The following is a 26,347-nucleotide window of genomic DNA, read 5'->3' as shown; positions in this document are numbered from 1 at the left end:
CATGAATAATCTACCAACTAGCTTTACAAATGTATTTGCCGACAACAAATTAACGCTGGGGTTGCTCACTCCCCTTGAAGCTTACCCTAGCAGCCCTTTCCCTACCCTTAATGCTGATATAGCAACGGCTAAGCAGGCTGAACAAGCAGGTATTGCCAGTATTTGGTTTAGGGATGTGCCTTTTTATGATCCTAATTTTGGTGATGCTGCGCAGATGCTTGATCCATTCACTTACGCAGGTTTCATTGCTGCACATACAAATACAATTACTTTAGGCACCGCAGGGGCAGTTTTACCATTACGCGATCCTATCATGGTTGCCAAACAAGCAGCCTCAGTTGATCATCTAAGTAATGGTCGTTTTGTGTTAGGAGTTTCAACCGGAGATAGGCCAGTTGAATACCCGGCTTTTGGTGTCGATTTTAACGCGCGTGCTGAGCGCTACAGAGAGTCAGTTGAAATTATCAAAACATTACACCAACAAAGTTTTCCTAAACACCTTAGCCAACATTACGGCGAGCTTGATGGTTCACTTGACCTTTATCCAAAACCAGTAAACCAGCAAATACCCGTTATGGCCGTTGGTCGTTCTAGGCAATCATTTGAGTGGTTGGCTAATAATGTTAATGCTTGGATTTGGGCTGTTGATAATGAACAAGCCATCAGTGAAATCATTAACAACCTATCAATTGCAAGCAATAGCAACACAAGCCCACATTACGGCTATGCGACATTTTTTGATTTAGATAAAAACCCAGACGCCCCGTACCAGCGTTTTTATAACGTTGTACGAATTGGTCGAAATGCCCTTATTGAGCGACTGTTAAAACACAGAGAGCTTGGCGTAAAACACATTGCGCTAAACTTAAAACCTTCTCGAAGGGCTGCCCAAGATGTAATTGATGAATTGGGTAACTTTGTTATTCCTGCTCTTGAAAAAGAGCAAAGAGAGCCTGCTGTATGAGTACTCAAGAACAGCTCGAAAACTTAATAACTCAGTTTAAAGATAGCTGGTTACGCTCGGATAAGCACTCGTTAGCAAAGCTGTTTAGCTCTGATATTATTTTCAAAAGCCAGCATCATGGTTCTGTAAATAGGCAAAAGCATGTATCAACAACCTTAAGTGAAGATTTCAAAAACTATGCAACGAGTGCTGAATTTACAAATACGTTTACTGCACACAAAAAGGATTTTGCCGCAGCAAGCAGCTACGCTTATGTAGATGTAAGTCATGGGCAAAAACGCTTTTTATGTGGTTGTACGTTTATTTTTCATTTCGTTCATGAAAACCTGCAATGGCTTATTAACCACATTAAATTTCAGGTTAACTGGAATAAAGGACAACAATCCTTGCTTCCTAACTGGAACATGCTTCCTGGAGTTCAGGGCTGGCAGCTAGTTGATGGCGAACCAACAATTGTGAGTGAATTACACTCTCCATGGGCATTAATTCGTAAGTTTAAAGCCTCTGAGCCAAAGCAAGCTCTCATTGATCTCTATAACAAGTATGCATTTGCTGTTGATAATTGTGATATTAATTTACTTATTGATTGCTACAGCCAAGATATACATGGAAGCTTTCCTCCTTTAGGTGATTTATCTGGTAGAGAAAGTGTTATAGGGAGTTTAAAAAACTTTAGACTGCTTGCGCCATTTTGGCAGCACTTTGCAGAGTTGGTCAAAATGGAGATTAGCCAAGATAAAAAAGCAGCTCGATTTATCATTGCCCGCATCATTCCCGAAAAACCCGTGAATGATAACAATCAAAAAATTTATGCAGCTCACTATCAGTTAGCAGCAAGATTAGAGTCAGATAACTGTTGGCGACTTTACGAGTCGCATTACATATCGGGTTGGTTTGATGAACAGAATTTGCCCGAGTTTATAATCTAACAATAAAGCGCTCAATGTGAGCGCTTTTTCATAAATACCTGCGACCGGTTAAGCTTAATCACTGTTTTTGCTTAAATTAAAAACAATGATACATTAAAAATTACTAGATACCTTGTACCTCATGATGATAATGATTATCATCAACAAGTATTAATCCCCTCTTATCTGGGCAAAATAATAAGGAATATTATGAAAAAGAGCTCACTTGCCTTATGTGTTGCATTACTATTTAGTCAGCAAGGCATTGCCAATGAAACGACCACCCAAGAATTTAACGACACCTACCGCGCTTATGTCGCTGCTGTAGAAAATAAGCAAGACAGTAGCGAGCTTGCCAAAAAAGCGTTTGAGCTTGGCAAAGAAATTTATGGTGAAAGCGCCGACAACACCGCCAATCTTGCTATTAACTATGCAAACAGCCTAGATAAAAGCGAACAAGAGCGACGCTTTGAGTTATATCGCACAGCCTACGAAATACTCGAAAAAAACCACGGCAAGCTAAGTGTACAAGTATATGATTCATTAATCGGCATGGCAGAATCAACTTCCTCAGCTAAGCGCGCCGATACGTATCTTGATGATGTCATTGCTATTGCTGAAAAACAAAACTCAGACAAGCTTGTTGCTGATGCAAAAATGACCGCTGCTCGTATCCTTGCTTATAAAGGCAGTGGCGAGCGCTATTACACAGCAAAGGAATATCTTGAAGAAGCTGATAAGTACTACCAAGAAAACTTACCAAATAACGCTGTCGATCGTATTAGCGCAGACTTTTTAGTTGCCGCATTTGCAGAAAACCAACGTAAATACAGCACCGCCATTGAGCGATTAAATCACGTAGTTAGCGTATTTGATCAAGAGCTAGACTTTGATCATCAAACCGAATTAAACGCCCATTCAAAGCTAGTTCACTTATACGAAAAAACAGGTAAAAGCGACGAAGCAACCAAACATTGCTTAGCGATTGCGAAAATGGTGCCTTGGAAAGAAAGCCAAGAACAAGAGCCGTTGTACCGTGTGCCGCCGAAATATCCAATGTCAAAAGCACAACGTATGGAAGACGGCATTGTCGTGATGGAATTTGAAGTAACCCCGTCAGGCTTTGTAGACAACATAACTGTGGTTGACTCTGAAGGTGGTACTGCATTTGAAAGAGAAGCAGTAAAAGCAATGAAAAAATGGCGTTATGCGCCTAAGTTTGAAAATGGTCAAGCCATTGCTGCAACTTCTCGGGTGCAATTAGACTTTAAAATAAAAAGATAAATAACAGGGTCGCAATGCGACCCTTTTCATAGCTTTTTATAACTTTTTAAGCAAGTTATCGGCTGCGTCCTCAATTAAATCGAGTACCTTTTCGAAACCTTGATCGCCACCATAATAGGGATCTGGGATCTCACTCTCCCCTGCATCACCATGGCTTAAAAATAGCGACAACTTATATTGTAAGCGCTCTGGGCACTGGGCTTGTAAATCAGCAAGATTTTGCTTGTCGGCTGCGAGAATTAAGTCAAACTCATGAAAATCAGCTTGAGTCACTGGTCGCGAATAGATGCCTTTAAAACTATAACCGCGCTTTTCGGCTGCTGCTTTTGAACGTGAATCTGGTGGATTACCTTGGTGGTAACCAATGGTGCCAGCAGAATCAACTTTGACATTGACACCCAACGCCTTTGCACGACTACGAAGTACCGCTTCAGCAGTAGGTGAACGACAAATATTGCCTAAGCAAACAATCAAAACCTTTTTCATTATTCGTCCTTAAAATTGCTTTAAGATTGACTCATCATAACGTTCTGCATCAAGCGAGAGGTTGTATTTATCTGCAACACTATCAAGCTCTGCCTGCTTAATTGCCAACTCATCCATGGTAATAGTGTTGTCATCAAGCTGCCATAACAAACGTGACCCCGCATAGCTGTAATGAATTGCTAATAAAGCATCTGCATTGCCCTCACGCCCTGCTGCTTTTAACTTTGGCATTTTACGGGTGATTTTATTCAGCGCTTTTTTAAGCTCCCACACATAGACTATTTCAGTCATGTAATCATGATTGCGGTATTTATTAAGCACAAAGCCCACCAGCAAACTACACACAACAACACCTAATAGGTTCCAATGAAAATGGCTACCGCTGGGGTCAGGAAATAACGCTATTAACGTTTGTGAAATGGCTAAACTGCCAACGGCTAAAGCAATTACACAAGCAATAATTACTTGGTTTAAATGTTTACGGTAACGGGCTTTATCTATTTGAATAAGTTTCATAACAACCTAAAAAACTTGTGAAAAATAAAAAGTGAAAAAAAATTTCACCCCTTTTTTATTTGCCAGCCGTTTTAGCTATGAAAGCAATTATCCAAAGAGGAACGGCTATGCATACTTTACCACTAAACTCAGCAAGCTTGAATAACAGCAATGCTGCTTTAAAGACAACCGCAGCAATTATTGGTGGCGGTGTCATGACCTTTGCAGCATTTGCATTTATGCAGTACTTAATTTCTGCTGAGCAAAGAGCCGATGTTAAAACAGGCCCAGATATCACAGTTGAAATTTATGAAGTACCGGAAGACTCAAAAGTACAAGTAAAGCAAACACTGCCGCCACCGCCAGTTGCTAAAATGCCACCAAAAGTACCGCCACGCCCAACGATTGATACGACAGATACCGTTGTAGTAGCTGATTTAACACCAACAATGACATTCGATAACATTGGCGACACGCTTAGCAAAAGCATTAACCAACCAACAGGAGATGCGACACCAATTGTGCGTATAAACCCTAAATACCCTCCGGTAGCAGCTCGTGATGGCATTGAAGGTTGGGTACAAATTAGCTTTAGCATTTCACCGACTGGCGAAGTGATTGACCCTGTTATTATTGATGCCGAGCCTAAACGGGTATTTGACCGTGAAGCAATTCGCGCCATTAAACGTTGGAAATATCGCCCTAAAGTTGTTGAAGGTGTGGCACAATTACAAACAAACCAAAGCGTTCAACTTGATTTTAAAATAGATGGATAACTGCCTATGCTAATGAGCATCAAGACATGGTTATTTGACAAGCCAAGCACAGATTGTTTGGCGCAGTATGCCAAAACGGGCGACAACCGTTACCTTAACCAACTCGTTGCTCAATACGGGAACGATCTTTATCACTACCTAGTTACACAAAGTGATAAAGATCTTGCCCTTGATATATGCCAGCAAACCTGGTTAAAAGTCATTGATAAACGCGACTTTTACAATGATCAGAACAACCCTAAAGCGTGGCTTTTTCGATTAGCACGTAATTTATTAATTGATGAATTTCGTAAGCAGCAAAAGTTCGTTGAATTAGAAGACAACCAACTATTTACCGAACCTCAGGATGCAAGTTATCACTACGACTATGAAGCCTTTGATAAAGCACTTATGGCACTTAGTTTTGTACAACGTGAAGCGCTGACCTTACAACAAGAAGGCTTTAGTCTCGAAGACATTGTTGCTATCACACAAAGTAACCCAGAGACCATTAAAACTCGGCTGCGATATGCCCGTCAAAACCTGAAACAACAACTAGGAGGCCATCATGAAGCGTAACGACGAGCAACTCGATGCTGATTTAAAAGTACATTTTCAAAAACGTAAGGCAGAGCACAGCTTAAGCAGCGACGAGCTTGTACACATGCAAAAGCCACAGTCGGCAATGCCAAGACCACAGCGCTTTTTAGGCCTGCAAATGACCGGAGTATTTGCTGCTTTAGCGATTCTTGGTTTTGTCATGCTGCAATACAACAACCGCGAGTTAACCCATGTTTATGCCGTGGATTTATCGGACTATCAATGGCTTGAAGTACACGAACTCGACGCCAAAGGCAGCTATGTGAGTAATCTTAAACAACAAAAACAAAACCTAGATGCTAACTACCAACAAGCATTAGCCAATCACCAAGCCCGCACCAGCTTCACCGGCCGTCTAGTCAGTGTTGATAACGACTGGTATATCGCTGACTGCGAGCAAAATGTCATAGTACAAATTAAACAATCACTCCTTGAAGAACTACAAAAACACGGCACCCTAGATACTCATATTCACCAAGGAGACCTACTCGCCCTAGACCAAAACAAACAAGGGCAAATCATCGCACTCAAACAGCTAACCCATGAAACGGAAAAGTGTACGAGTTAGCGAGCTCGTAGGTTGGGTAGAGCGTAGCGAAACCCAACAAGTTAGCGAGTTACAAGGGGAAAGTCGCAAGTTTTTAGGTAGCAGCGGGTTTACCCCGCGTAGGCGTGAAATTTATTTCGCGCGATGGTTCAACGAGCCATCAGCTTTCAGCCGTCAGCTATCAGATTTAAAACAAGTTAGCGGGCTACAGGAGTAAAGTTACAAGCTTTTAAGTAGCAGCGGGTTTACCCCGCGTAGTTAGATATCAGATGTCAGATCAGACGGCTGACGGCTGACGGCTGACGGCTGACGGCTGACGGCTGACGGCTAATACTCCGCCCTTTACCTCGCTTTTCCTACCAATAATCTCACATTGCTCTAATGTTAATAACAATTTAATGCTGAACCAGCTAGGCTAGTAACATCGTGTTTAAATATTATGGAGTTACCATGAAAAGGTCTTTGTTTAACAGTTTAATCATTGCCTCAATTAGCTTATCGAGCTTGCAAGCTTGTGCTCAGCCAGAGCAAAAAATTCCACTGGATGCCAGTGCGAATAACTACAAACTAGAATTAGTAAGCGAAGGGATTCAAATTCCTTGGGGTATGGCTTGGCTTAACGAGCGTGACTTACTCGTTACTGATCGACGTGGCGAGCTTAGATTGATTCGTGATGGCAAACTCGTTGAGCAAGCAGTTAAAGGCACACCTAAAGTACATGATGAAGGTCAAGGAGGCTTATTAGATATAGAACTTGATCCGAACTTTGCCGACAATGGTTGGATTTACTTTTCGTACTCGGGCTATGAGGGCGATGGTGAGGGTTACAATACCTCAATTATGCGTGCCCGCTTTAAAGATATGGCTCTTGTCGATCAGCAATTATTGTTTGATGGCGAGCCAAATATTGAAACAACAAAACACTATGGTTCGCGTATTGAGTTCGACAAAGAAGGTTACTTGTACTTCTCTATTGGCGACCGTGGCAAAAGAGACGTTCACCCACAAAGCTTAGACTATGATGCTGGCAAAATTCACCGTATCAATAGCGATGGCTCTATCCCTAAATCAAACCCGTTTTATGACCATAAAACAACTCACAAAAGCATTTATTCGTATGGACACCGTAACCCGCAAGGTATGGCAATGCACCCTGAAACGGGGGTTATTTGGAGCCATGAACATGGCCCTCGTGGCGGCGATGAAATCAACATAGTTAAAGCAGGTGCAAACTATGGTTGGCCTGAGATCACTTATGGGATCAACTACATTGGTACAAAAATTACCGACGAAACTAGTCGCGAGGGAATGGAACAACCTGATTGGTATTGGGTGCCTTCAATTGCCCCTTCTGGAATGGAATTTATCACCAGCGATAAATACCCACAGTGGCAAGGCCAAATTGCCGTAGGTTCGATGAAGTTTGGCCACCTTGTTTTGGTGAAACTTGATGGTGACAAAGTAACAGGCCACAGCAAGGTATTTGAAGGTGTAGGTCGCGTTCGCAGCCTTGCCACTCACCCTAATGGTGATTTATATCTAGGCGTTGATGGTGTCGGTGTTTATAAGGTTGTACCGAAATCGTAGGTTGGGTAGAGCGGAGCGAAACCCAACGAGTTAGCGAGTTAGCGAGTTAGCGAGTTAGCTAGTTAGCGAGTTAGCGAGTTAGCGAGTTAGCTAGTTAGCGAGTTACAAGGGCAAAGAGTAAAGGAATACAGTAGGCGTGAAATTTATTTCGCGCGATGGCCTCAATCCATACTCTTGTAGGTCGGGCTTTAGCCCGTCACTTTATAAGTGATTCGACATGTGTCGCCATAAATGACGACTTACGTTACAAGCAATAAAAAACCACAGACTTCTCTGTGGTTTTTTTACTTATAACTTAAGGCTTAAAGCTATTACTTATAAAACAATAATACTCGTCACTAGGTAAGCAATGAAGGTTAATGCGCCGCCGAATAAAGCGTATGGCATTTGGGTTTTTACGTGAGTTAATAGATCACACCCTGATGCAATAGCCGATACCGCGCTGGTATCTGAGATTGGCGAGCAGTGATCGCCAAACACGCCACCACCTAAAATAGCAGCAATAACCAATGAAGGTGGTAAACCTAAAGCTTGAATGAGCGGTACACCAATTGGAATAAGTATTGCGAAAGTGCCCCATGAAGTACCTGTAGTAAATGAAATAACCGCACCTGTAATAAATAGCACTGGCACAACTAAATAAATTGGTAAGAAATCACCTACTAGGCCTGCTACAAACACACCGGTACCTAGGTCTTTCAAGCTCGCGCCTAACGTGAGTGATAGCAATACAATAGACACTAATGGCAGTAACTCACCCATACCTTTAAAGCCAATATCAACCAGCTTATGGTGTGTAAATTCACGCGAGCTAATCATTAAGAAGTAAGCCACAACACAGGCTAAAATAGTTGCATACAGCACTGATTTAGAACCACTACCGCTGGCAATATCGCCATCGCCAGTCCAGAACATAAAACCAACCATACTACCAATTAAGGTAATTAGAGGCACAAGCATGTAACGTGCTTTTGAACCTTTCACTTCTTCTGTTAGTTCGGTTTCTTGTTGCTCTAGGTTTTCTTCTGCTTGCTTTAGTGGGCCATGTACCTTGTCAAAGGTAATGGTGTAGAACACGATAAGTAAAGTGATAATGGCGTAAAAGTTATAGCCAATACTGCCCCACAATACCGAAACCGCAGACTCTTCCATTTCGTAGTTGCCAAGAAGGCCCAGTACGTATGCGCCCCATCCATTTAGCAAGATTAAAATACACACAGGTGCGCTGGTACTATCGATAATGTAAGCAAGGCGTGCTCGGCTCATTTTAAATTTATCGAATAAACCACGCGATAAAATTCCCGAGGTTAATACGCTTAAGTTCGATTCAATGAATACCGCAATACCTGAGAACATGGTTAAGTAGCCCACTTGGCGCTTACTTTTAGCCACCCCTTTGTTCATCAGCAAATTAACCGTGGCGGCTACACCGCCAGATTCACGAATATAGGCAAGTAAAGCACCGATTAAGATACTAAAAATAAGTATGCGGCTATTACCAGGGGAGCTGGCAACCTCAATGACTCGCTCAATAGTGTTGATAAAGGTGAAAAACAAGGTATTACCTTCACCATTCAGAGCAAGCAAAAACTCAGACGACGCAACCGCGACCAATAACGCCATGATCACTTCTTTGCGCCAAAACACAATTAAGATAGCAATCAAGGGTGGTAAAATTGAATACCAAGACATAAAAACCCTTTTAAATTAAGAACAACATTTTATTTTTATTATGCGAAAACTCGCTAAGCTTAATGGCTTTGCCACCAAACTCAACTTAATTCGACTAGTGATTTAATATACTCTCATAAATCAGTGAGATAATAGAGCCATACTTACCTGTTTCGAAACGCTTGCCGACAAACTGGTAATTTTCTTGCGAACCTTCAATCGGTGAATGACGGGCATTGGTTAATAGCACAATAGCAAGGTCATACTCAGGATCAATAACTGTCACGGTGCCTGTCCAGCCGGTATGGCCAAAAGCCCGCGGGCTAGCATAAGGGCCAAAATGCCATTTACGCGCTTGATGCCCCGCTCTACGCCATCCTAAACCATAAGTCTCATCACTTGCTTGGGAGTTTGTGAATTGCTCAAGTACTTGTGGCGTAAAAATTTGCTTATTATTGTAGCCGCCACCATTGAGTAGTACTTGCATAAGCACAGACAAATCACCGGCAGTACTAAAAAGTCCTGCATGCCCCGCTACACCACCTAAAGCATAAAATGCTTTTTCATCATGTACTTCACCTTGCAGTACATCAGTTCGAATATTTTCAAACTCGATGCGACCACCTCGGGTGTTGCCGTTAATCTCAGTGGCAGCAATTTGCGATGCTAAAAAACCTTTCTGCAATGGATTATAAACCGTATGTGTTAAACCAAGTGGCTGATAAATTTGGCTTTCTACATAGGTATCGAGCGCCATACCACTGATGCGTTCAACCAGTACACCAAGCAACATATAATCGATATCAGAGTATAGGTGTTTTACGTTACGACCAGCCACGAAAGGGACACCTGTTAACAGTAGGTTTTTAGTACGCAGGCTGTTTTGAGAAAAAAAGCGCTCACCAAATTTATTGTCTTTACGATGAAAATCAACCACCGCAGGATAACCCGCACTGTGGGTGAGTAAATCTTTTACTAAACGCTGTTCACGGCCGCTGCCCCTAAATTCTGGTAGGTAATAAAACAGTGGCTTTTCTACGTCGAGTTTCCCTTCGCTGGCAAGCTTCATCAGCGCAAAATTAGTGGCAAACATTTTTGAGTTTGAAGCTATATCAAACAAGGTATCGTTTTGCATAGCTTGTGGGCTTGTAAGCTCACTGCCATCAGCATGGTACTTTTTAGCTGCCCCATAATGGCTTAGTTTAATCAACTTGCCATCTTTAACAACGGCGAGTACCGCACCCGGAAAGCCCTCTTTAATCTCTTGATTAATTAATTCATCAACGGCACTAAAACGCTTTTGAGCGCTGTTTTTATCAAGCGTTGGATAAGGGAAACGTAAGGTTAAACTTGCCCCTTCAGGCAATACATTTTCTACTTTATACGTGTTTATGCCATCGCGGGTGCGTTTAGCCAAACTGTATTGATATATTTTTTCGGCTGTTAATGGCGAAGCAATATTAATTTTTTCACCATTTACGAAAATATCAGCACTGGTTGCATCTTGGTTTTCAATGATAATTTCACCGCGACCTTTATAGGCTGTAAATGTGCCTCGGTCGTTAACAAGCGCGCGACTGCTTGGATCAAGCGCTGGTATACGCGCTATAACTTGTGCATTGGCCAGTGTTTTTGGCGCAGGCTCAACCGCTTGCTGTTGCTGCTGATACTCTTTAAATAATCGCTCTAACTTTTTAGGAAAGTATTTATCTAATAATGCAAATAGCACAGCGGCACTTCTGGCATCACTATTACCGCTTACATGCCAAGGTAAAAAGTGCATTTGAAAAGCACTTAGGGCATCTAGCGTTTGCGAATCAAGCTGACCCGTTGCAATCACCTCATAGCCGTAACTGCGTAGTGCTTTTTGCATTAATTCAACTGAAGGTTTTGATGCGCTAAATAACTGCCAATATTTATCAACGGTGTCGCTGTCGTACCATGCACCGATACCCGCTTTATACAGTTGATACCAAGGAAAACGCGGGCCTGGGTCGTTCTTACGGCTTGGGGCAATATCAGAATGGCCAATCACTTGAGTTGGGCCAATATCAGGGTTACGAGCAAGAATATCTTTGCTTAACTTTATTAGTAGCTCTATTTGCTTGGCATCATAGTCTGGAAAAATACATAACTTACTGGCGTCATTTTCCATCGCAAGCTTAGTTTGCTCAGGAATATGACAGGTTGGTACATTAACAATTTCAATACCAATAGAATGATCATTTAAATCTTCGCGGCCTTGCCAAAAACTGCGTCCGGCGTGCCATGCCCTATCTCTTTCATCAACCAGCTGAATAATTTCTAATTCATCTTTTGGGTAACTCGGGTCGCCTGATTCAGGTAATAAATAATGTGAACTTAAGCCCCCTTCATCCACGAGCGCACGCAATGATTTTTCGTAATCAATGGCGGTGTAATGCATCACTAAGAATTTAACACGATGGCTGTAGTTAGCTGATTGTGTATAGGTATATGGATTACTGGCACAGCTTACTAATAATGCCGCACTACTTAGATAACACAGCTGTTTAAGTAATGTTTTCAAAGGGGTAAAACTCATAACAGATTCATACCTGATGATTTAAGCGTTGACGATTCTCAGCAATACAGTAGCAACACCCACTTAACATGTAAAATATTTTATTTCACAATTAAAGAATAAAAAGCATACATTATCGCTAAGTTACTAAAAATAGAGCTATCTCAATAATTAGAGTTGTATCTATTATGGAATAAAACTATATTATTCCATCTAAATTAAGAAAAATATTCCAAACTTAGGTCTGCTAAAACAAAAATAAGTCGTCGTGTTAAGCAAACAATGCGCCCAAGCCCTGTGTTTATAATAGAACCATCGCTTTGCGCTTTGACTAAGTTAAGCAAACAAAGTGAGCCCTATGTCTACTTTTGTAAAAATTAAAGCCTTACGCCAATCTCTATCGAGCAGCGAAGCTAAGCTTGCTGACTTTACGTTAAATTCAGCGAATGCCATTCGTAATTTATCATCGGTTGAACTAGCAAAAGTGGTTGGTGTAAGCCAATCAAGTGTGGTGAAGTTTTCGCAAAAGTTAGGTTATAAAGGCTTCCCTGCTTTTAAACTTGCGGTAATTGATGCACTTAACGATGAAAGCAGCGAACCTAAGCTACATGGCAAGATCACTCTGAATGACTCGCTAGAGCAAATCGCCGAAAAACTATTAAGCAGTAAATTGGCGGTGTTAACCGAAACCAAAAACCTCAACGAAGCACCAGCTGTCGAAAAGGCGGTAGAGCTATTAAAATCTGCAAAGCGCATTTTAATTTGTGGTTTAGGTGGCTCAGCACTGGTCGCAAAAGATTTTTCTTATAAATTACAAAAACTCGGTATGCCAGCTATTGCAGAGCCAGATGGCCATGCACAACTTGCGTATGTTGCGACGTTTTCAAAAGGTGATTTGGTTATCGCGATAAGTGAGTCAGGTATGACTCGCGAAATTGCCGAAGTTGTTAAACAAGCTAAGAAAAACTCAAGCTCGGTGATCTCAGTGACTAAATTTGGTAGTAGCCTTGTTGCTGACTCAGCTGATGTAAAACTTTATTCGGTTGCTGAAGGCGAGTCTGTACGTTTATCGTCAATTTTAGCGCGTACGGCACAAGATTTTGTCATTGATATTTTGTTTATTGCTCTAACACAGTCAAGCCGCCAAGGTCGTAAGTTACTAGAACATTCTAATGAAGTTGTTGGCGAATTTAAGAATAACTAATTTCTTCAATAAGGTTATATAAACACTTTAAAGCAGCTCAGGCTGCTTTTTTTATGCCTAATTTAGGGTGCAGTTTACCAATCCTCTTTCTCCTCTAAACTACCAAACAATTGCGATAAGCGACTGACTTTAAAATCATAATTTCTTACAAAATTGTACTAAGAATAAATTAGCACCCCGTTAAAGCAAGTCATTACTGATCTTTACCTAAAATCGGTTATATATTTTATTCCTAAAAACCAACCTTTAAATGAAAAAATATTCTTGACCAACTTAAATAACACCTGTTTAATATGTGGGCAACATAATTTTAAAGTTCATAAGTCTCAATTGGGTAAGTAGTCCAGCAAAGCATATAAATATAAGGACGGGAAACAATGAAACAACATGCATCCACACTCGCAATGAGCTATATAGCGAAAGCGACTAGCAATGCACTTCGCGCAAAGAAAACAGCCTTTACAGGTGTTGTTATGGCCGCAGCACTCGCCAGCGCGCCAGCCTTTGCAAATCTAACCGGGGGGATCAAAGGTAAAGTATCATCACCAGAAGCACAGCAGTCACTGGCGGGGATCACAGTAACAGCAAAAAGTAATGTGATGCCAAAACCACGTACTGTTGTTACGCGAGAAGACGGCAGCTATGACTTACCGCAGTTAAAACCGGGTACTTATGAACTGACTTTCACCGATAAAAACGGTGTAACTCAAACTATGACTGTCGACGTTTTACTTGAACAAACTTCGAGCCTAAACGTCACTATGGGTGGTGCTAACGAAAACGTTGAAGTCATCACGGTTACCGGCAGTAAATTATTCCGCCAAGGTAAGTCTGCACTGACTAACTCACTTGGTGAAGAAGCAATCAATAGCGTACCAGTTGGTCAAGATTACCGTGACCTATTAAAACTTGTACCAGGTGTTGAGCTATCTGAAAACTCAACTCTTGGTCCGTCTGCGGGTGGTTCAGGTGTTGATAACTCGTACGGCTTTGACGGTGTTGATGTATCTTTACCTATGTTTGGTAACCTAGCATCAGAGCCATCAACCCATGACGTTGCTTACGTAACTATGGATCGTGGTGGTGCAAAAGCCGTTGGTTTTAATCGCTCAGGCGGTTTCTCAATCAATACCGTATCAAAATCTGGTACTGACGAGTTCCATGGTAATGTTGAATACAAAGTTCAACCTAAGAGTTTAGTGGCAACACCAACAGGCCAAGAAAGCTATGAGCTAGATAAAAGCTGGTTAACAGCAAGTTTAGGCGGCCCGCTTATTGAGGACTCTTTATACTTCTACACTTCTTATTATCGTCCTGAGGAAACTCGTACTAATAAAGATACTGCTTATGGTGAAGTAAAAGACTATAAGAGTGTGCGTGATGAATACTTTGGTAAGTTAACTTGGGCGCCTACTGACGATATTTTACTTAATATTTCACAGCGTACCTCAGAAAAGACCATTGAAGGTCGCTCAGTTGGCGCTTACGAAACTGACAGTGTATCTGCAGGTGATGTAGCTGACCAAGATATCTTTACCTTAGATGGTTCATGGCTTTTAGGTGATGCAACAACCCTTTCATTCCAGTACAGTAAATTAGAAATAGAGTCTGGTACCACACCTGATACAGAACTATCTGTAGTGCCATCGTTAACGGGTCAACTTGACTTAAGTAACCTAACTGAAATGGGTTACTTCAGTGTACCAAGCTTATTAGATGCTGATGATAACTACACAGCAGAGCAAATAGCTGCGTTTAATGCAGGCGCCGCACCTTTAATTGCACAATACGGTTATACTGAAAACGGCGAAATGCTTGGCGGCGGCGGTGTTGGTGCGTATTACCAATACGATAATATCGACTTTTACCGTGATAGCTTTGAATTAAACCTAGAGCATGAATTTAGCTGGGGCGATACTTACCATACGTTACATGTAGGTGGTGAATGGAAAGAAAGTAAAGAAGTACTGTCTCGCCTTTCAAACGGTTGGGGTAGAATCTCTTATGTTGGCGGCCTCGATGAAAGCTTAGAAGAAGGCAGCTCTGCCCCGGTTATTTACCGTGCTCGCGTACAACAAATGAGCTTGGTTGCTGGTGAAGACGCCGTTTCTGCTATCAACTCAGAAATGGAAACACTGAATTTCGAAATCAACGATACCATTGAAGTAGGTGATTGGACTTACAATGTGGGTGTACTCGTAAGCCGCGATACTTGGTATGGCCAAGGTCTTAAATCGGCATCTGGCACGCTTTCTGGTTATGAGTTAGCACCAGGCGAAAAATACAAAATGTACCAAACAGATTGGTCAGATATGATCCAACCGCGTTTAGGTGTGAATTGGAATTATGCAGATCAAGACTCAGTATTTGCAAACTTCTCAATGTATAACCCTGAAGCAAGCTCATTAGCGCGTGCTGCATCTTGGGACCGTAATACCCGTGCCGAAATCGAAGTTGAATTTGATGAAGCGGGTAACGTAATTTACGCAGAGCCACGTCAAGGCTCATCAGGTAAAGTATTTGCTGATGATTTAACACCTCGTCAAATCAAAGAATTTACACTTGGTACCACTAAATATGTGGGTTCTGATTTAGTATTACGTGCTCATGTTCGTCACCGTAAGGCATCGCATTTCTGGGAAGATATGCCAAACAATGCGCGTTTAACTGACTACTCTGGCGTTGATGCTGATGGCGTACCACAGCATATTGCAGATAAAGGTTTATATGTAGATAACCTAGATGAAATCCGTGATGAAATTGGTGGTTCTTCTTATGTTATTGCCGAAGTAGATGGCGGAGAAACCAAGTACTGGGAAGCTAGCATCGAAGCTGAATACCTAGGTGAAAACAGCTACATCAATGCCTCTTATGTTTGGAGCCATTACTACGGTAACTTCGACCAAGATAACACTACCGCAACAACAGATGCTAATACCTTCATTGGTTCATCAAACTATGGCGATGGCCGTGGTCGTTACCCTTGGGATTACAAATACGGTACATTATCAGGTGATAAGCCACATAAAGTAAAAGTGTATGGTTACTACACTGTGCCATGGGATGCGAACATCGGTGCATACTTTGTATTCCAGTCGGGTAAACCTTGGGAAGCATGGGATGGTTCAATCTACGGTTACTCAAGTGGTACCACACGTTACAGCGAGCCTGCGGGTAGCCGTCGTAGCCCAAGCCACTGGCAACTTGACTTAAACTACACCCAAGACTTTAAATTCTCAGGTGACATGGAACTACAATTCCGCGCTGATATCTTCAACGTATTTGACCGTCAAACAGGTTATAACAATAACCCTTATGTCTCGTCAGAAACCTTTGGTGAGTATCGCAACTACTACAGCCCACGTCGAGTGCAGCTGTCGTTTAACTTCAAGTTCTAAGTTTATCAATCCTGTTGGGGGCCGCTATTGCGGCCCTTTTTTATGCCTTAAAAACAGTAAAAGCTTAAATTGTACAAAATGCTTTTGCGGCATCCATATTACTCGCTTCTTTCATAAAGTAGTCGAGTTGCACAGTTCGAATAATCGCTCTCGATTTGCTGTTACTTTCCCTTGCCTGCCAGTGCCAAGTTTTAAGCGACTCTCGCGACACATCGATAAATAGTCCTTCTGGGAAGCTCTCTACAAAACGGATATCGGTGGTATTACCTTGTTTATCAATAGTAATAATAAAGCGCGCACAGCCCGTCTGCTTAGATATTAAAGCTGCTTTAGGGTAACTGGGCTTTGTTGCATGTTTAAGTGTCCACAGCTGCTCTGCTGCGTTTTTATCATCACGAAGATCGAGTACATCGGTTGAGTTAGTTGTTGTAGTGTTTGGGAGTTGTGAACAGCCAGCGAGTAATGCAAATACGGCAATTAAATGAACTTTCATGCTATATCCTTACAAATCAAGTTCATGAATATAACATAGCTTTTTATAGGCATAAAAAAACGAGGCAAGTGCCTCGTTCTTATTCAACAAGTTAACTAGTTATTATTGATACAGCAAATACGGGGAGCGCTTGCGTTTAAAAGCACTTAAGTCGGCTTGCCAGCTTTGCTTTATTTGCTGCTCAGTTTGGCCTGCTTCAATGGCTAAACGCAATTTATCAGTCCCTGCAAGTTTATCCATAAAATCAGCGCGTTCAAAAAACGTTTGCTCATTCGCACTTAGCTTTTGATAAACCGAAATAAACAAGCTTAAATCTAGGCCATGAATATCAGCATCTCGTAAGTCTTGACCAAATACTTCGACCCCTTTGAATTTAGGGTGCATTGAAGCGCCTTTAATCGCCCTAGGCGTAAAACTAAATTCGCCCAGTTTAACTGGCGAGTAACCGACAACTTGAAACGGAAAATCAGTACCGCGGCCAATAGTCACAGGCGTAGCTTCAAAGAAACACAAAGATGGATAAAGCGCAATTGATTGGGCATTTGGTAAGTTAGGACTTGGCTTTATTGGTAGCTCATAAGCCATAGTGCGGTCATAATTCGCAACAGGCACGACACTCAGCTTAAGCTTATCAGCGTCATTTATCCAACCTTCACCTTTGATCATCTGAGCAAGCTCAGCCACTGTCAAACCGTGTAAAACAGGTATTTCGTGCATACCAACAAATGAGCGAAATTTTGGGTCAAGGATAGGCCCATCCATATAAGCTATATTCGGGTTTGGTCTATCGAGTACCACAACCTCTTTACCATTTTCAGCGGCAGCTTCCATCACGTAGTGCATTGAGCTGATATAAGTGTAAAAACGAACACCAACATCTTGAATATCAAAAATAATGACGTCTAAATCAGCAAGCATCTCAGGGCTTGGCTTTTTATTACTGCCATAAATCGACACAACATCAATGCCGGTTTTAGCATCTACTGTGCTTTTAACGTGAGCACCAGCGTCATGGTCGCCGCGAAAGCCATGCTCTGGAGCAAATATTTTGCTAACCACAACGCCTTTATCAAGTAATGCATCAACCAAATGTTGACCATTCACCACTGATGTTTGATTAACGACCAAGCCAACACGTTTCCCTGTTAATGCAGGTACATAAGCTTGAAAATTGGCTGCGCCCACCTGTAAAGGCTGTGCATTTTTAGGCACATTTTCAGGCGCTTCTTGGCAACCTAAAAGCGCAAAACAACTAACAAATAAAACAGTTAAAAAACGCATTATTCCTCAACCGCCTTACGTAAAAAGCCACCCGCTTTAGACAATAACTGTTTTGCTTCAGGAGCTGGTTTTCCGGTTAACACAATTAAAATAGCCAGTTTTGCGCTTTGCTCTGCTTGCTTTAATGCATCCACTGCTTGCTGCTGTGTACAATCTGTTGCTTGCATCACAATACGAATAGCACGAGCGTGCAGCTTTTCATTACTAGCATTCACATCAACCATCAGGTTTTTATACACCTTACCTGTGCGGATCATGCTAGCTGTGCTTAGCATATTCAGTACGAGTTTTTGTGCAGTACCCGATTTCATACGTGTAGAGCCAGTCACAGCTTCAGCACCCACCACAGGGCAAATGCCGATTTGTGGTAAACGCATCACCGCTGAATCAGGGTTACAAGTGACACCTACAGTGACACAACCAAGTGATTTAGCGTATTCTATTGCCGAGCAAACATACGGTGTACGACCACTGGCGGCAATACCAACCACGACATCTTTACTGGTTAAATTGGCATTTTTTAAGTCTATAATAGCAAACGTGGTACTATCTTCAGCGCCTTCTACGGCTTTTTTAACCGCGGTGTCACCACCAGCAATAATACCGAGCACTTGCTGATCGCTTACGCTATAGGTAGGCGCACATTCAACCGCATCCAAAATACCCAAACGACCACTGGTACCAGCACCAATGTAAATTAACCTGCCACCTTGTTGAAATGCTTCAACGACATGATCGACAGCTTCACTAATTTGTGGGATCACAAGTTTCACGGCACCCGCTACTTTGTGATCTTCATTATTGATTTTAGTGAGGATCTCAGTGGAGCTGAGCAGATCGATATCCAAAGTGTCTGGGTTTTGTCCTTCAGAGACAATACCGTTTAACTCTTCGAGTAACTCACGTTGTTGCTTAAAGACGTGCTCAGGGCTCATTGGGTTGTCCTTTTTCAATAATGTCATGGTAATGCTTTGCCGCTAAAATGGCGGCACCAGTTAATGAATCTCCCTTACAAGGAGATAATTCGTTTTGTAAGGCAAGTGGCAATAACGGTTGGCTGACTTTCGCCAAACCACCAATTAAAATCACCGGTAACGGCGAGTTACCTCGGCTTTTATTTATTAACCGAACCACCGACTGGGTGTGCTCTGTTAAAACCGCTTTTGCCGCCTCACAGTCGCTTTGTAAGCTAAACACCAACGGGCTAAATGCTGCATAATCCGCGGGTTTTGCTTGTTTAAGCCAACTACTAATTGTTTGACGAGTGCATCCTAGCTGCTCACTCAAACGAATCGTTAATCGGCTTTTTGGTAAATCATAAATATCTATATCGTTTAATAGTTGCTGCACAGCCATCAGGCCGATGCGGGCACCACCGCCAAAATCATCAATGGTAAAGCCCCAGCCACTCACCAACTTAGTTTGCTTTTGGGCGTTTAATCGTGCGCCAACAGCACCGGTGCCAAGTGCAATAACCACACATGGTTCACCAAGATTAGCACCATATAATGACGTAATTGCATCACTGGTAATTTGCAAACTGGCAAATTCTATTTCATACACCAGCTTGAGCATCACTGTTAATTGCTCTGCAAGGCTCTGCGATGAGCCACCAGCAACCCCCATAACGGTGACGATTTCACTAGGCTCAGCGCCACTTTGCTGGCATACATCGCGGGTCACTTTAACAATGTTTTCTAACGCTAAATCAAGATCATTCGAAATTGATGCCGAACCCGCTTGGGCACGAAAAGTCGCGCCACTTGCCTGCTCTTTTAGCTCTGCTAACACTTTGGTGCCGCCACCATCGATGGCTAAAACATAGCGTACAGCCATTTACGCACTCTTCTCGTCTGCCGCTTTACCAAGGCAACACACCAATGTTGCGAGCAATGTACCTATGCATAGCTGCCAAGTAAATCCTAAGTAAAAGCGCATTGATTCGGGTAGTAACCAGTCAATCATGTACGGCTGCATTAATAAGGTCACCATAAAGCCCGCTATTAGCGCTGCTAACACTGAGCCTTCACTGCCTCGTTTGGTGAACAAGGTAGTAAAATACACACCTAACAAACCGCTGTACGAAAATACCATTACACTTAACGCAAATTTTAATAATGGCATATCACTGTATTGCTGCCAGAAATAACAAAGAATAGCCATCAGCGCTAAGGCAAGGCTCACTAGTGCCATACCCACACGACCCGCTTTTACAAAGTGATGATCGCTTACTTGCTTGTTATGTTTTTCTAAATACGGGCGATAGATATCTTGTACAATGACTGAAGACATCGAACTAAGCCCTGAGTTCAAAGTAGAAATAGCAGCTGCAATAATACCCACGCTAACTAAACCTTTAACCCCGGCTGGTACTTCGTTTAATACGTAGTACATAAAGATAGTGATTTTTTCGCCGTTAAATTCTTGTACAACCGTTTGCCCAGCTTCGTTATTCATTAATGCAGGTTGCTGATAAACAATATAAAGCAGCAAACCAATAAAGATAAAAATAGCCATAACCGGGATCACCATCACCACCGATAGTAATAACGCTTTACTGCCTTCTTTTGGACTTTTACAGGTTAATAAGCGCTGCGTCATATCTTGGTCTAAACCAAATGCGGCGATATTTAACAGCACAAACCCCGTTAACACAGAGGCCATGTTAAATACCCCTGACGGGCCAAAATCTAAATCAAATTTAAACAGCGCGAGTTTTGAGTCTGCACCAGGACTTGGCTCACTCAAAGTCGCAATTATGGTTGAGAAATCAGCCGGAATAACACTCAGCAAGCACCAGATAACCGCAATAGCCGCACTGACATAAACGATACTTTGCAGTACATCAGAATAAATAACGCTGCGAATGCCACCCAAAAAGGTATAAAGCAGACCTGCAAGCGCCAGTACTAAAGTTGCGATAACCACACTGTCGGCATCGATATTGCCATATAGAATCATCGCCACAGCAATCGCTGCCATATACAAACGGGCGCCACTGGCAAATACACGGCCAAATAAATACATCAAGCCACTACGGCGCTTAGCTTTTGGTCCGATACGTTTTTCAAGCAGTTCGTAAACGGTATACACTTTTTGCTGGTAAAACTTTGGAATTAAAAACGCCGATACAATAAATGCCGCAATAAACGCGCCGATATTGGTCGCAATATATGAAAAATCACCTTGATAGCCTTGATCAGGCCCACCAATAAACGTTGCCGCAGATTGCGAAGTCGCTAAAACAGAAATAGCCACCATCCAAGTTGGCATGCTATTTCCGCCTAGAAAAAAATCTTGGCTTGAGTTAGCGCGTTTGCGATTAAACCACCAGCCACTTAGCAATAAAATTGCACCGTAACTTGCGAATACTAGCCAATCGAGAAAAGCGTAATTTGCACTCATTTATTATCCTAACCCAAACCTTGATGGAATATATTATTCCATCATTATGACAAAATTAAAATACTTTTATTTTATTATTTTTATTTAGCTAAGTTAGGTAATTGCCACTGACTTTGCTTTTGTTGATATTGCGCTTTGGTTAAGCTGACTAATAACGGTTTTTTACGCTCATCTAACCAAGCAAGTAGAGCATCCATATCGCTTTCTGTCATTGCTGTACAACCTGCTGTTGGCTTACTTGGTGCCCGCCATAAATGCATAAAGATACAACTACCCGCACCATTGATATTGCTTGGGTTATGCTTAACAACAATGCCTTTTTTATAAAGATTATCTTGGCTGTATATATCACGACGCATCCACTCTGAAGAGTCTTTTACGGCGTCTTCACCAACTTGTGTTTTATCAACCAATTGGTTGTAAAACGGTGAGCCTTTCACATCGATACAATAATCATTTGCTGTCATTGCTTGATAACTGAGGTTCGTTTGCAATGAATCTAAATAACCAAAAGCAGTACCAAGTTCAAAAATACCTGCTGGCGCTTTACCATCGCCTTCTTGTTTTTGCTGACCTGGCTGTGCAGGATGCAGCCCCACTCCCCACGCAAGGCCAGTACGACCTAGTACCACCGCGTGTTGCTGGCCTTGTTGTTGCCAGCTGCCAGCGGTTTTTTCAAAGCGATAAAGAGTGGCATCAATGGCATCACTATCATTAGCGACCACCACCACAAGTTGTTTATGACTGTTATCAATAACAGGTTTAGGTAACTCTTTGCTGGCACAAGCCGATAAACTCATAACTGCAATAAGACTGACTAGTTTTTTCATGCTGGCCATACTCCGTTTGTAATAAGTTCAAGCCCCGTTATTGATTCAATGCCAAGACCAGGGGCATCCGATAAGCGTATTTGTGGACCGCTAAATTCAACGCCCCCTTGCACTGGGTCATACTGACCAAGGGCTGGGCCATCTAAATCGATTTTACTGATTTGCTGTGCTTTGGCAGAGGCTAAATGTGCAGCACCAGCTACGGCAATACTGCCCTCTAGCATACAACCTATCATACACTCTGCTTGGTATTGGGCTGTGATATTAGCAATCTCAATTGCTCGGCTTAAGCCGCCCGTTTTCATTAATTTAATATTGATAATATCAACTGCGCCAAGCTCTAAAAGTTGGATCACTTGCTTCGGTGAAAAGGCGCTTTCATCGGCCATAATCGGGGTATTCACTCGCTCAGTAATATATTTGAGCCCTTGAATATCACTGCTTTTTACTGGCTGCTCAACCAACTCTAATACCACGCCTGCTTGCTCAAGTTGCTGTAGTGCAAACACAGTTTGCTTGGCATTCCAGCCTTGGTTTACATCTAAACGCAGCTGCGCCTTAGCGGCAAACCCTGCATGGATTGCTTTTACTCGTTCAATATCTTGATCAAGGTTATTACCGATTTTTATTTTTAATACATCAAAACCTTGCTCAACCGCTCGCTGACAATCACTGAGCATTTTATCTATGTTACCGACACTAATGGTGATATCGGTTTTCAGCGCTGACTTTCCACCGCCAAGTAACTTATATAAAGGCGCTTGATAGAGCTTGCCCCACAAGTCATAAACCGCCAACTCTAACGCTGCTTTTGCACTACTGTTACCAACCACCGTTGATTGAATAATGTGGGTAAGCTGGTTAATGTTTTCGATTTCTTGCCCCACTAATTTAGGGGCAATAAACTGCTGAATGACCGCTATCATTCCTTGATGGGTATCGCCTGTAATAACCGGAGTTGAGGCCGCAGAGCCATAGCCAATTTGGCCACATTCGGTATCAATTAAAACCACTAAATCCTCAATAAAACTCACTTCCCTCAGTGCTGTTTTAAATGGGGTAACTAATGGCACTTTGAGCTTTGCAAAGCGAACAGCTTTAATTTTCATATTGGCCTCTAGCGAATACGCTTAATGTTATAAATACGATCTAAGTAGCTGGTTTCTTGAGATAATCTAAGTGGCAATAATGGCGTGACCGACACCCCATTCAAGGCACTACTATAAAAACTACCATCGCCTTTGTTATAACCTAAGCCTTTAACGTCATGAATAACATAAGGCTCACCGTGATGCTCCCCTAGGTACATCATTACATGACCCGGAATATAAATTAGATCGCCAATCGCCATGTTTTTAACCTTTGGCAACTTAGCATCCGCCGCTGTATTTTTATCAAAGCGATTATTTTGCCCGTATTCACTACTGCCTTGCTGCCCTGAATTACGCGGCATTAGTAGGCCAAAGCTCTTATAAATTTCACCAACAAACCCAGTGCAGTCACGGCCATTATAATCATGACCCCAACCATAACGCTCACCTAAAAACTTAAAGCCCTGTTTAATTAGATTCTGTTCGTTGTAGTCTAGGTAGCCTAAATTTACATCGGCAGTTTTACTGATCATCGCAGGTTTAATAACAAGTTGGCCTTGCTCATCGCGGGTTGGTAACTGTACAACATGGCTAGCATAGCTATTTTGACCATTTAGCAAATACGGTACTTGCTCACTATCAACTAATGGTAAGCGCACTCCCATATCGAGCTGAACTTCTGAGAGGCCTTCATCATTTGGCACATAAGCAGTATTTACTTTTGCACCGGTTACAACCAAGAAGTCATCTTGTTCACGATAGGCTTTTATTTTATCTGCATCAGCAAAGGCAAGATCTTCGGCAGGCGTCCACGCTAGGTAGTTGTAAGCACGTACTAACAACCATTTTTTATCTGCGCTTTGATGTAATACAGCAACCGCTTCGCCCGGAAACATCCCGCTTTCTTGAAAGCGATCTAAGTCTTGATCAAGGCCGCTATTTAAAACCCGATCCCAAGTTGGAAAAGTACGTAATGCAGTGCGCTTAACGACTACAGCAAAACGTACCTCATTGTTATCTGCGACCTTATTAAGGTTTAAGTTTTCCTGATATTTGGCAAAGTCTTTCGCAGTGAGTTGGCGGCCGTCGGTAAAAAAGCGCGGGCTTTTTGGAATTGAACTTGCCGAATGAATGGCGCTTGTTAACTCGTCTTTAGTGAGCGATTTTTGAAATGAAAGAGGATCAACAATGTATTTATTTTCTTTAATTAATTTCTCGTTGAAGGCTGCAATTTGCGCCTCTGTCATGATCACTTTTGCCGATGCACCTTGTGCTAGCCAGTAGCTGGGCGAAAGCTGTGAGTGCGTGACCCCGATAACATCTGATTGCCAACCCTCAGCATGCATAGGTGCACTAAAAGCAACACCTAAAGTAATTGATAAAGCGATAATTGAACGACGCATAGCTGTACCTTAATTCTTATTGAACGCGTTAATCTAATAATTTTGTAAAAGCATGCTGCAACTTTTGCTGCATTTGCTTACCGACTATTGGCAAATTGGCTTCGTCGGCCCCCGAAGTTGACTGCTGTACACTAAACGTAAACTCACGACCACCTTGGTAATTGCCTAAACACACATGTGCCAACATTACGGTTTCTGTGGTGGAGCGCGTTTCACTTGGCCCCCAGCCAATTTTTTGCCAAACACGCCATTGCCCATTCGTTGCGCTATCGAGCACTTCTTTTGCAGAGCGACTATCATTTGGCGCAATAACATTTGCCAATGCATTTGTAACGATATGACTGATACCCACAATCATACCGCCTACAGGAGCATGTTCATCTGTATGACCTGTGCCGTTAAGTAGCACATCAACATCACTTGCTTGTAAATAAGGCATTTGCGTACTTGGTTCACGCTGATGACTAACCAGACGTTTTAACCATTCCGCTTGAGCAAGTGTGGTCATTGCTTTGTTGCCCGTTAAACCACAACTCTCACAACGATACCCTAAATAGCCAGGATCATCACTGCTTGCTTTGTATCGAGGTATCTTTGCATCAAGCTCATTATTGGCAGGGTTATGCCAGTATTCGTCTGATGGAATAAACTGCTCTGAGCCATATGCGCCGTTAAATAACAAACGCTCATCCTCTAGTTTTAGCCAGCCATCATTAAAAAGCCCACGTAAATATTCGCGCCCTGCCACATTGACAAAATAGCTGGCTATCGCATTTGAATTACCATCGGCTTTGCCAAATGCTTCGTAACTATTAATACTGCTGATCAAATCAGCCAGTGCCATATCACCGGCAAAAGAAGCTGCACCAAGCTCTGGGTGGGATTGCCTTACTTTTGACAGCGCACCGCTAAACGCTTGAATTTTTGATGAACTCCAAGGTTCATACAACTCATTGTGGCTGCCGTCACTTAAATACCGGTAAGCTAATTGCCCAGATTGAACTTGATAATCGATTAGGAGTAGCTTGCCCGGTTGCTCTGGGGCTAAAAAATACTGCCAATCGGCCGCAACTCTGTTTTGCCAACCCGCCTGCTGGTAATTAACCTCAGCCGCTGATTTATAACCTTGCAGGTTGCTTTCATTTTCGAGTGATAAACAGCCGCTATTAGATAAGTCTTTTGGCAAAATAGCGGGTGCTAACATTACTTGCTCAAAGTATTGTTGGTCGGTTAATGGGGCTTTTTCTGTGTTCGCTTCACAACCAGTCAAAAGCATCAAGCCGCAACTTATAGCCAGCCGTTTTTGATATGCACCTTTCGCATACATAAAATAAAATTCCCACTTGTTATTATTTTTGGAATATTTTATTAAATCTAACACAAATTGACCGTGAAGCAAATTA

At 42.2% G+C, this 26,347-nt stretch carries 22 protein-coding genes; 9 read left to right on the top strand and 13 right to left on the bottom strand.

The window, feature by feature from the left end:
- Window position 1 precedes the first annotated feature (1 nt).
- From PASHI_RS06080 to PASHI_RS06070, 3 genes are all read left to right on the top strand, one after another.
- Window positions 2-964, top strand: coding sequence for a TIGR03571 family LLM class oxidoreductase (locus PASHI_RS06080; RefSeq protein ID WP_062564920.1), 963 nt, complete (start codon window positions 2-4; stop codon window positions 962-964).
- On the top strand, window positions 961-1,893 hold the full coding sequence (locus PASHI_RS06075) for a nuclear transport factor 2 family protein (protein WP_062564919.1): 933 nt from the start codon (window positions 961-963) through the stop codon (window positions 1,891-1,893). The genes PASHI_RS06080 and PASHI_RS06075 overlap by 4 nt, the downstream gene beginning before the upstream one ends.
- A gap of 189 nt (window positions 1,894-2,082) precedes the next feature.
- Window positions 2,083-3,156, top strand: coding sequence for an energy transducer TonB (locus tag PASHI_RS06070; RefSeq protein WP_062564918.1), 1,074 nt, complete (start codon window positions 2,083-2,085; stop codon window positions 3,154-3,156).
- 36 nt (window positions 3,157-3,192) lie between these two features.
- Here the strand turns inward: PASHI_RS06070 and PASHI_RS06065 are convergent, their stop codons facing one another.
- On the bottom strand, window positions 3,193-3,642 hold the full coding sequence (locus PASHI_RS06065; protein ID WP_062564917.1) for a low molecular weight protein-tyrosine-phosphatase: 450 nt from the start codon (window positions 3,640-3,642) through the stop codon (window positions 3,193-3,195).
- A 9-nt stretch (window positions 3,643-3,651) separates the two neighbouring features.
- Complete coding sequence (locus PASHI_RS06060; protein ID WP_058585678.1) at window positions 3,652-4,158, bottom strand: DUF3087 domain-containing protein; 507 nt, start codon at window positions 4,156-4,158, stop codon at window positions 3,652-3,654.
- A 107-nt stretch (window positions 4,159-4,265) separates the two neighbouring features.
- On the opposite strand from PASHI_RS06060, the gene PASHI_RS06055 reads away from it, so the two are divergent.
- The 4 genes from PASHI_RS06055 (at window position 4,266) to PASHI_RS06035 (ending at window position 7,626) form a co-directional block, all read left to right on the top strand.
- Window positions 4,266-4,913, top strand: coding sequence for an energy transducer TonB (locus PASHI_RS06055; protein ID WP_062564916.1), 648 nt, complete (start codon window positions 4,266-4,268; stop codon window positions 4,911-4,913).
- A gap of 6 nt (window positions 4,914-4,919) precedes the next feature.
- Window positions 4,920-5,471 carry an RNA polymerase sigma factor gene (locus PASHI_RS06050; protein WP_062564915.1) on the top strand — a complete coding sequence of 184 codons (552 nt, stop codon included), beginning with the start codon at window positions 4,920-4,922 and terminating at the stop codon, window positions 5,469-5,471.
- Window positions 5,461-6,060 (top strand): hypothetical protein, encoded by a 600-nt coding sequence (locus tag PASHI_RS06045; protein WP_062564914.1) that lies wholly within the window; start codon window positions 5,461-5,463, stop codon window positions 6,058-6,060. Before PASHI_RS06050 ends, PASHI_RS06045 begins: the two co-directional genes overlap by 11 nt.
- 429 nt (window positions 6,061-6,489) lie before the next feature.
- Window positions 6,490-7,626, top strand: coding sequence for a PQQ-dependent sugar dehydrogenase (locus PASHI_RS06035; RefSeq protein WP_062564912.1), 1,137 nt, complete (start codon window positions 6,490-6,492; stop codon window positions 7,624-7,626).
- 315 nt (window positions 7,627-7,941) lie between these two features.
- Here PASHI_RS06035 and PASHI_RS06030 read toward each other — a convergent pair whose 3' ends face one another.
- Together PASHI_RS06030 and pbp4b are read right to left on the bottom strand one after the other, a co-directional pair.
- Window positions 7,942-9,318 carry a Na+/H+ antiporter NhaC family protein gene (locus tag PASHI_RS06030; protein WP_054560796.1) on the bottom strand — a complete coding sequence of 459 codons (1,377 nt, stop codon included), beginning with the start codon at window positions 9,316-9,318 and terminating at the stop codon, window positions 7,942-7,944.
- Window positions 9,319-9,412: 94 nt separating this feature from the next.
- Window positions 9,413-11,860, bottom strand: coding sequence for a penicillin binding protein PBP4B (pbp4b, locus tag PASHI_RS06025; protein WP_082710873.1), 2,448 nt, complete (start codon window positions 11,858-11,860; stop codon window positions 9,413-9,415).
- Window positions 11,861-12,197: 337 nt separating this feature from the next.
- On the opposite strand from pbp4b, the gene PASHI_RS06020 reads away from it, so the two are divergent.
- Both PASHI_RS06020 and PASHI_RS06015 read left to right on the top strand, forming a co-directional pair.
- Window positions 12,198-13,043: a MurR/RpiR family transcriptional regulator gene (locus PASHI_RS06020; protein WP_054560797.1), complete on the top strand. Its 846-nt coding sequence runs from the start codon at window positions 12,198-12,200 to the stop codon at window positions 13,041-13,043.
- A gap of 377 nt (window positions 13,044-13,420) precedes the next feature.
- Complete coding sequence (locus PASHI_RS06015; RefSeq protein ID WP_062564911.1) at window positions 13,421-16,441, top strand: carboxypeptidase regulatory-like domain-containing protein; 3,021 nt, start codon at window positions 13,421-13,423, stop codon at window positions 16,439-16,441.
- 64 nt (window positions 16,442-16,505) lie between these two features.
- Here the strand turns inward: PASHI_RS06015 and PASHI_RS06010 are convergent, their stop codons facing one another.
- The 9 genes from PASHI_RS06010 to PASHI_RS05970 form a co-directional block, all read right to left on the bottom strand.
- Entirely contained in the window at window positions 16,506-16,934 is a 429-nt protein-coding gene (locus tag PASHI_RS06010) for an energy transducer TonB (RefSeq protein ID WP_062564910.1), read from the bottom strand.
- Window positions 16,935-17,036: 102 nt separating this feature from the next.
- Window positions 17,037-18,215 carry an exo-beta-N-acetylmuramidase NamZ family protein gene (locus PASHI_RS06005; protein WP_062564909.1) on the bottom strand — a complete coding sequence of 393 codons (1,179 nt, stop codon included), beginning with the start codon at window positions 18,213-18,215 and terminating at the stop codon, window positions 17,037-17,039.
- Entirely contained in the window at window positions 18,215-19,150 is a 936-nt protein-coding gene (gene murQ, locus PASHI_RS06000) for an N-acetylmuramic acid 6-phosphate etherase (protein ID WP_062564908.1), read from the bottom strand. Before murQ ends, PASHI_RS06005 begins: the two co-directional genes overlap by 1 nt.
- Window positions 19,140-20,051, bottom strand: coding sequence for a glucosamine kinase nucleotide-binding domain-containing protein (locus PASHI_RS05995; protein WP_062564907.1), 912 nt, complete (start codon window positions 20,049-20,051; stop codon window positions 19,140-19,142). The genes murQ and PASHI_RS05995 overlap by 11 nt, the downstream gene beginning before the upstream one ends.
- On the bottom strand, window positions 20,052-21,620 hold the full coding sequence (locus tag PASHI_RS05990; protein WP_062564906.1) for a sodium:solute symporter: 1,569 nt from the start codon (window positions 21,618-21,620) through the stop codon (window positions 20,052-20,054).
- A gap of 80 nt (window positions 21,621-21,700) precedes the next feature.
- Window positions 21,701-22,450, bottom strand: a complete 750-nt coding sequence (locus tag PASHI_RS05985; protein WP_082710872.1) for a L,D-transpeptidase family protein — start codon at window positions 22,448-22,450, stop codon at window positions 21,701-21,703.
- Window positions 22,447-23,559 (bottom strand): mandelate racemase/muconate lactonizing enzyme family protein, encoded by a 1,113-nt coding sequence (locus tag PASHI_RS05980; protein ID WP_062564904.1) that lies wholly within the window; start codon window positions 23,557-23,559, stop codon window positions 22,447-22,449. The genes PASHI_RS05985 and PASHI_RS05980 overlap by 4 nt, the downstream gene beginning before the upstream one ends.
- A gap of 8 nt (window positions 23,560-23,567) precedes the next feature.
- Window positions 23,568-24,944, bottom strand: a complete 1,377-nt coding sequence (locus PASHI_RS05975) for an SH3 domain-containing protein (protein ID WP_062564903.1) — start codon at window positions 24,942-24,944, stop codon at window positions 23,568-23,570.
- 28 nt (window positions 24,945-24,972) lie between these two features.
- Entirely contained in the window at window positions 24,973-26,223 is a 1,251-nt protein-coding gene (locus tag PASHI_RS05970) for a hypothetical protein (protein WP_156426464.1), read from the bottom strand.
- Between the last annotated feature and the right edge of the window lie 124 nt (window positions 26,224-26,347).

It is taken from the genome of Pseudoalteromonas shioyasakiensis (assembly GCF_001550135.1).
Lineage (GTDB): Bacteria > Pseudomonadota > Gammaproteobacteria > Enterobacterales > Alteromonadaceae > Pseudoalteromonas > Pseudoalteromonas shioyasakiensis.
Note: the sequence above shows the minus strand (reverse complement) of the source record. Positions and strands in the feature narration are given on the sequence as shown.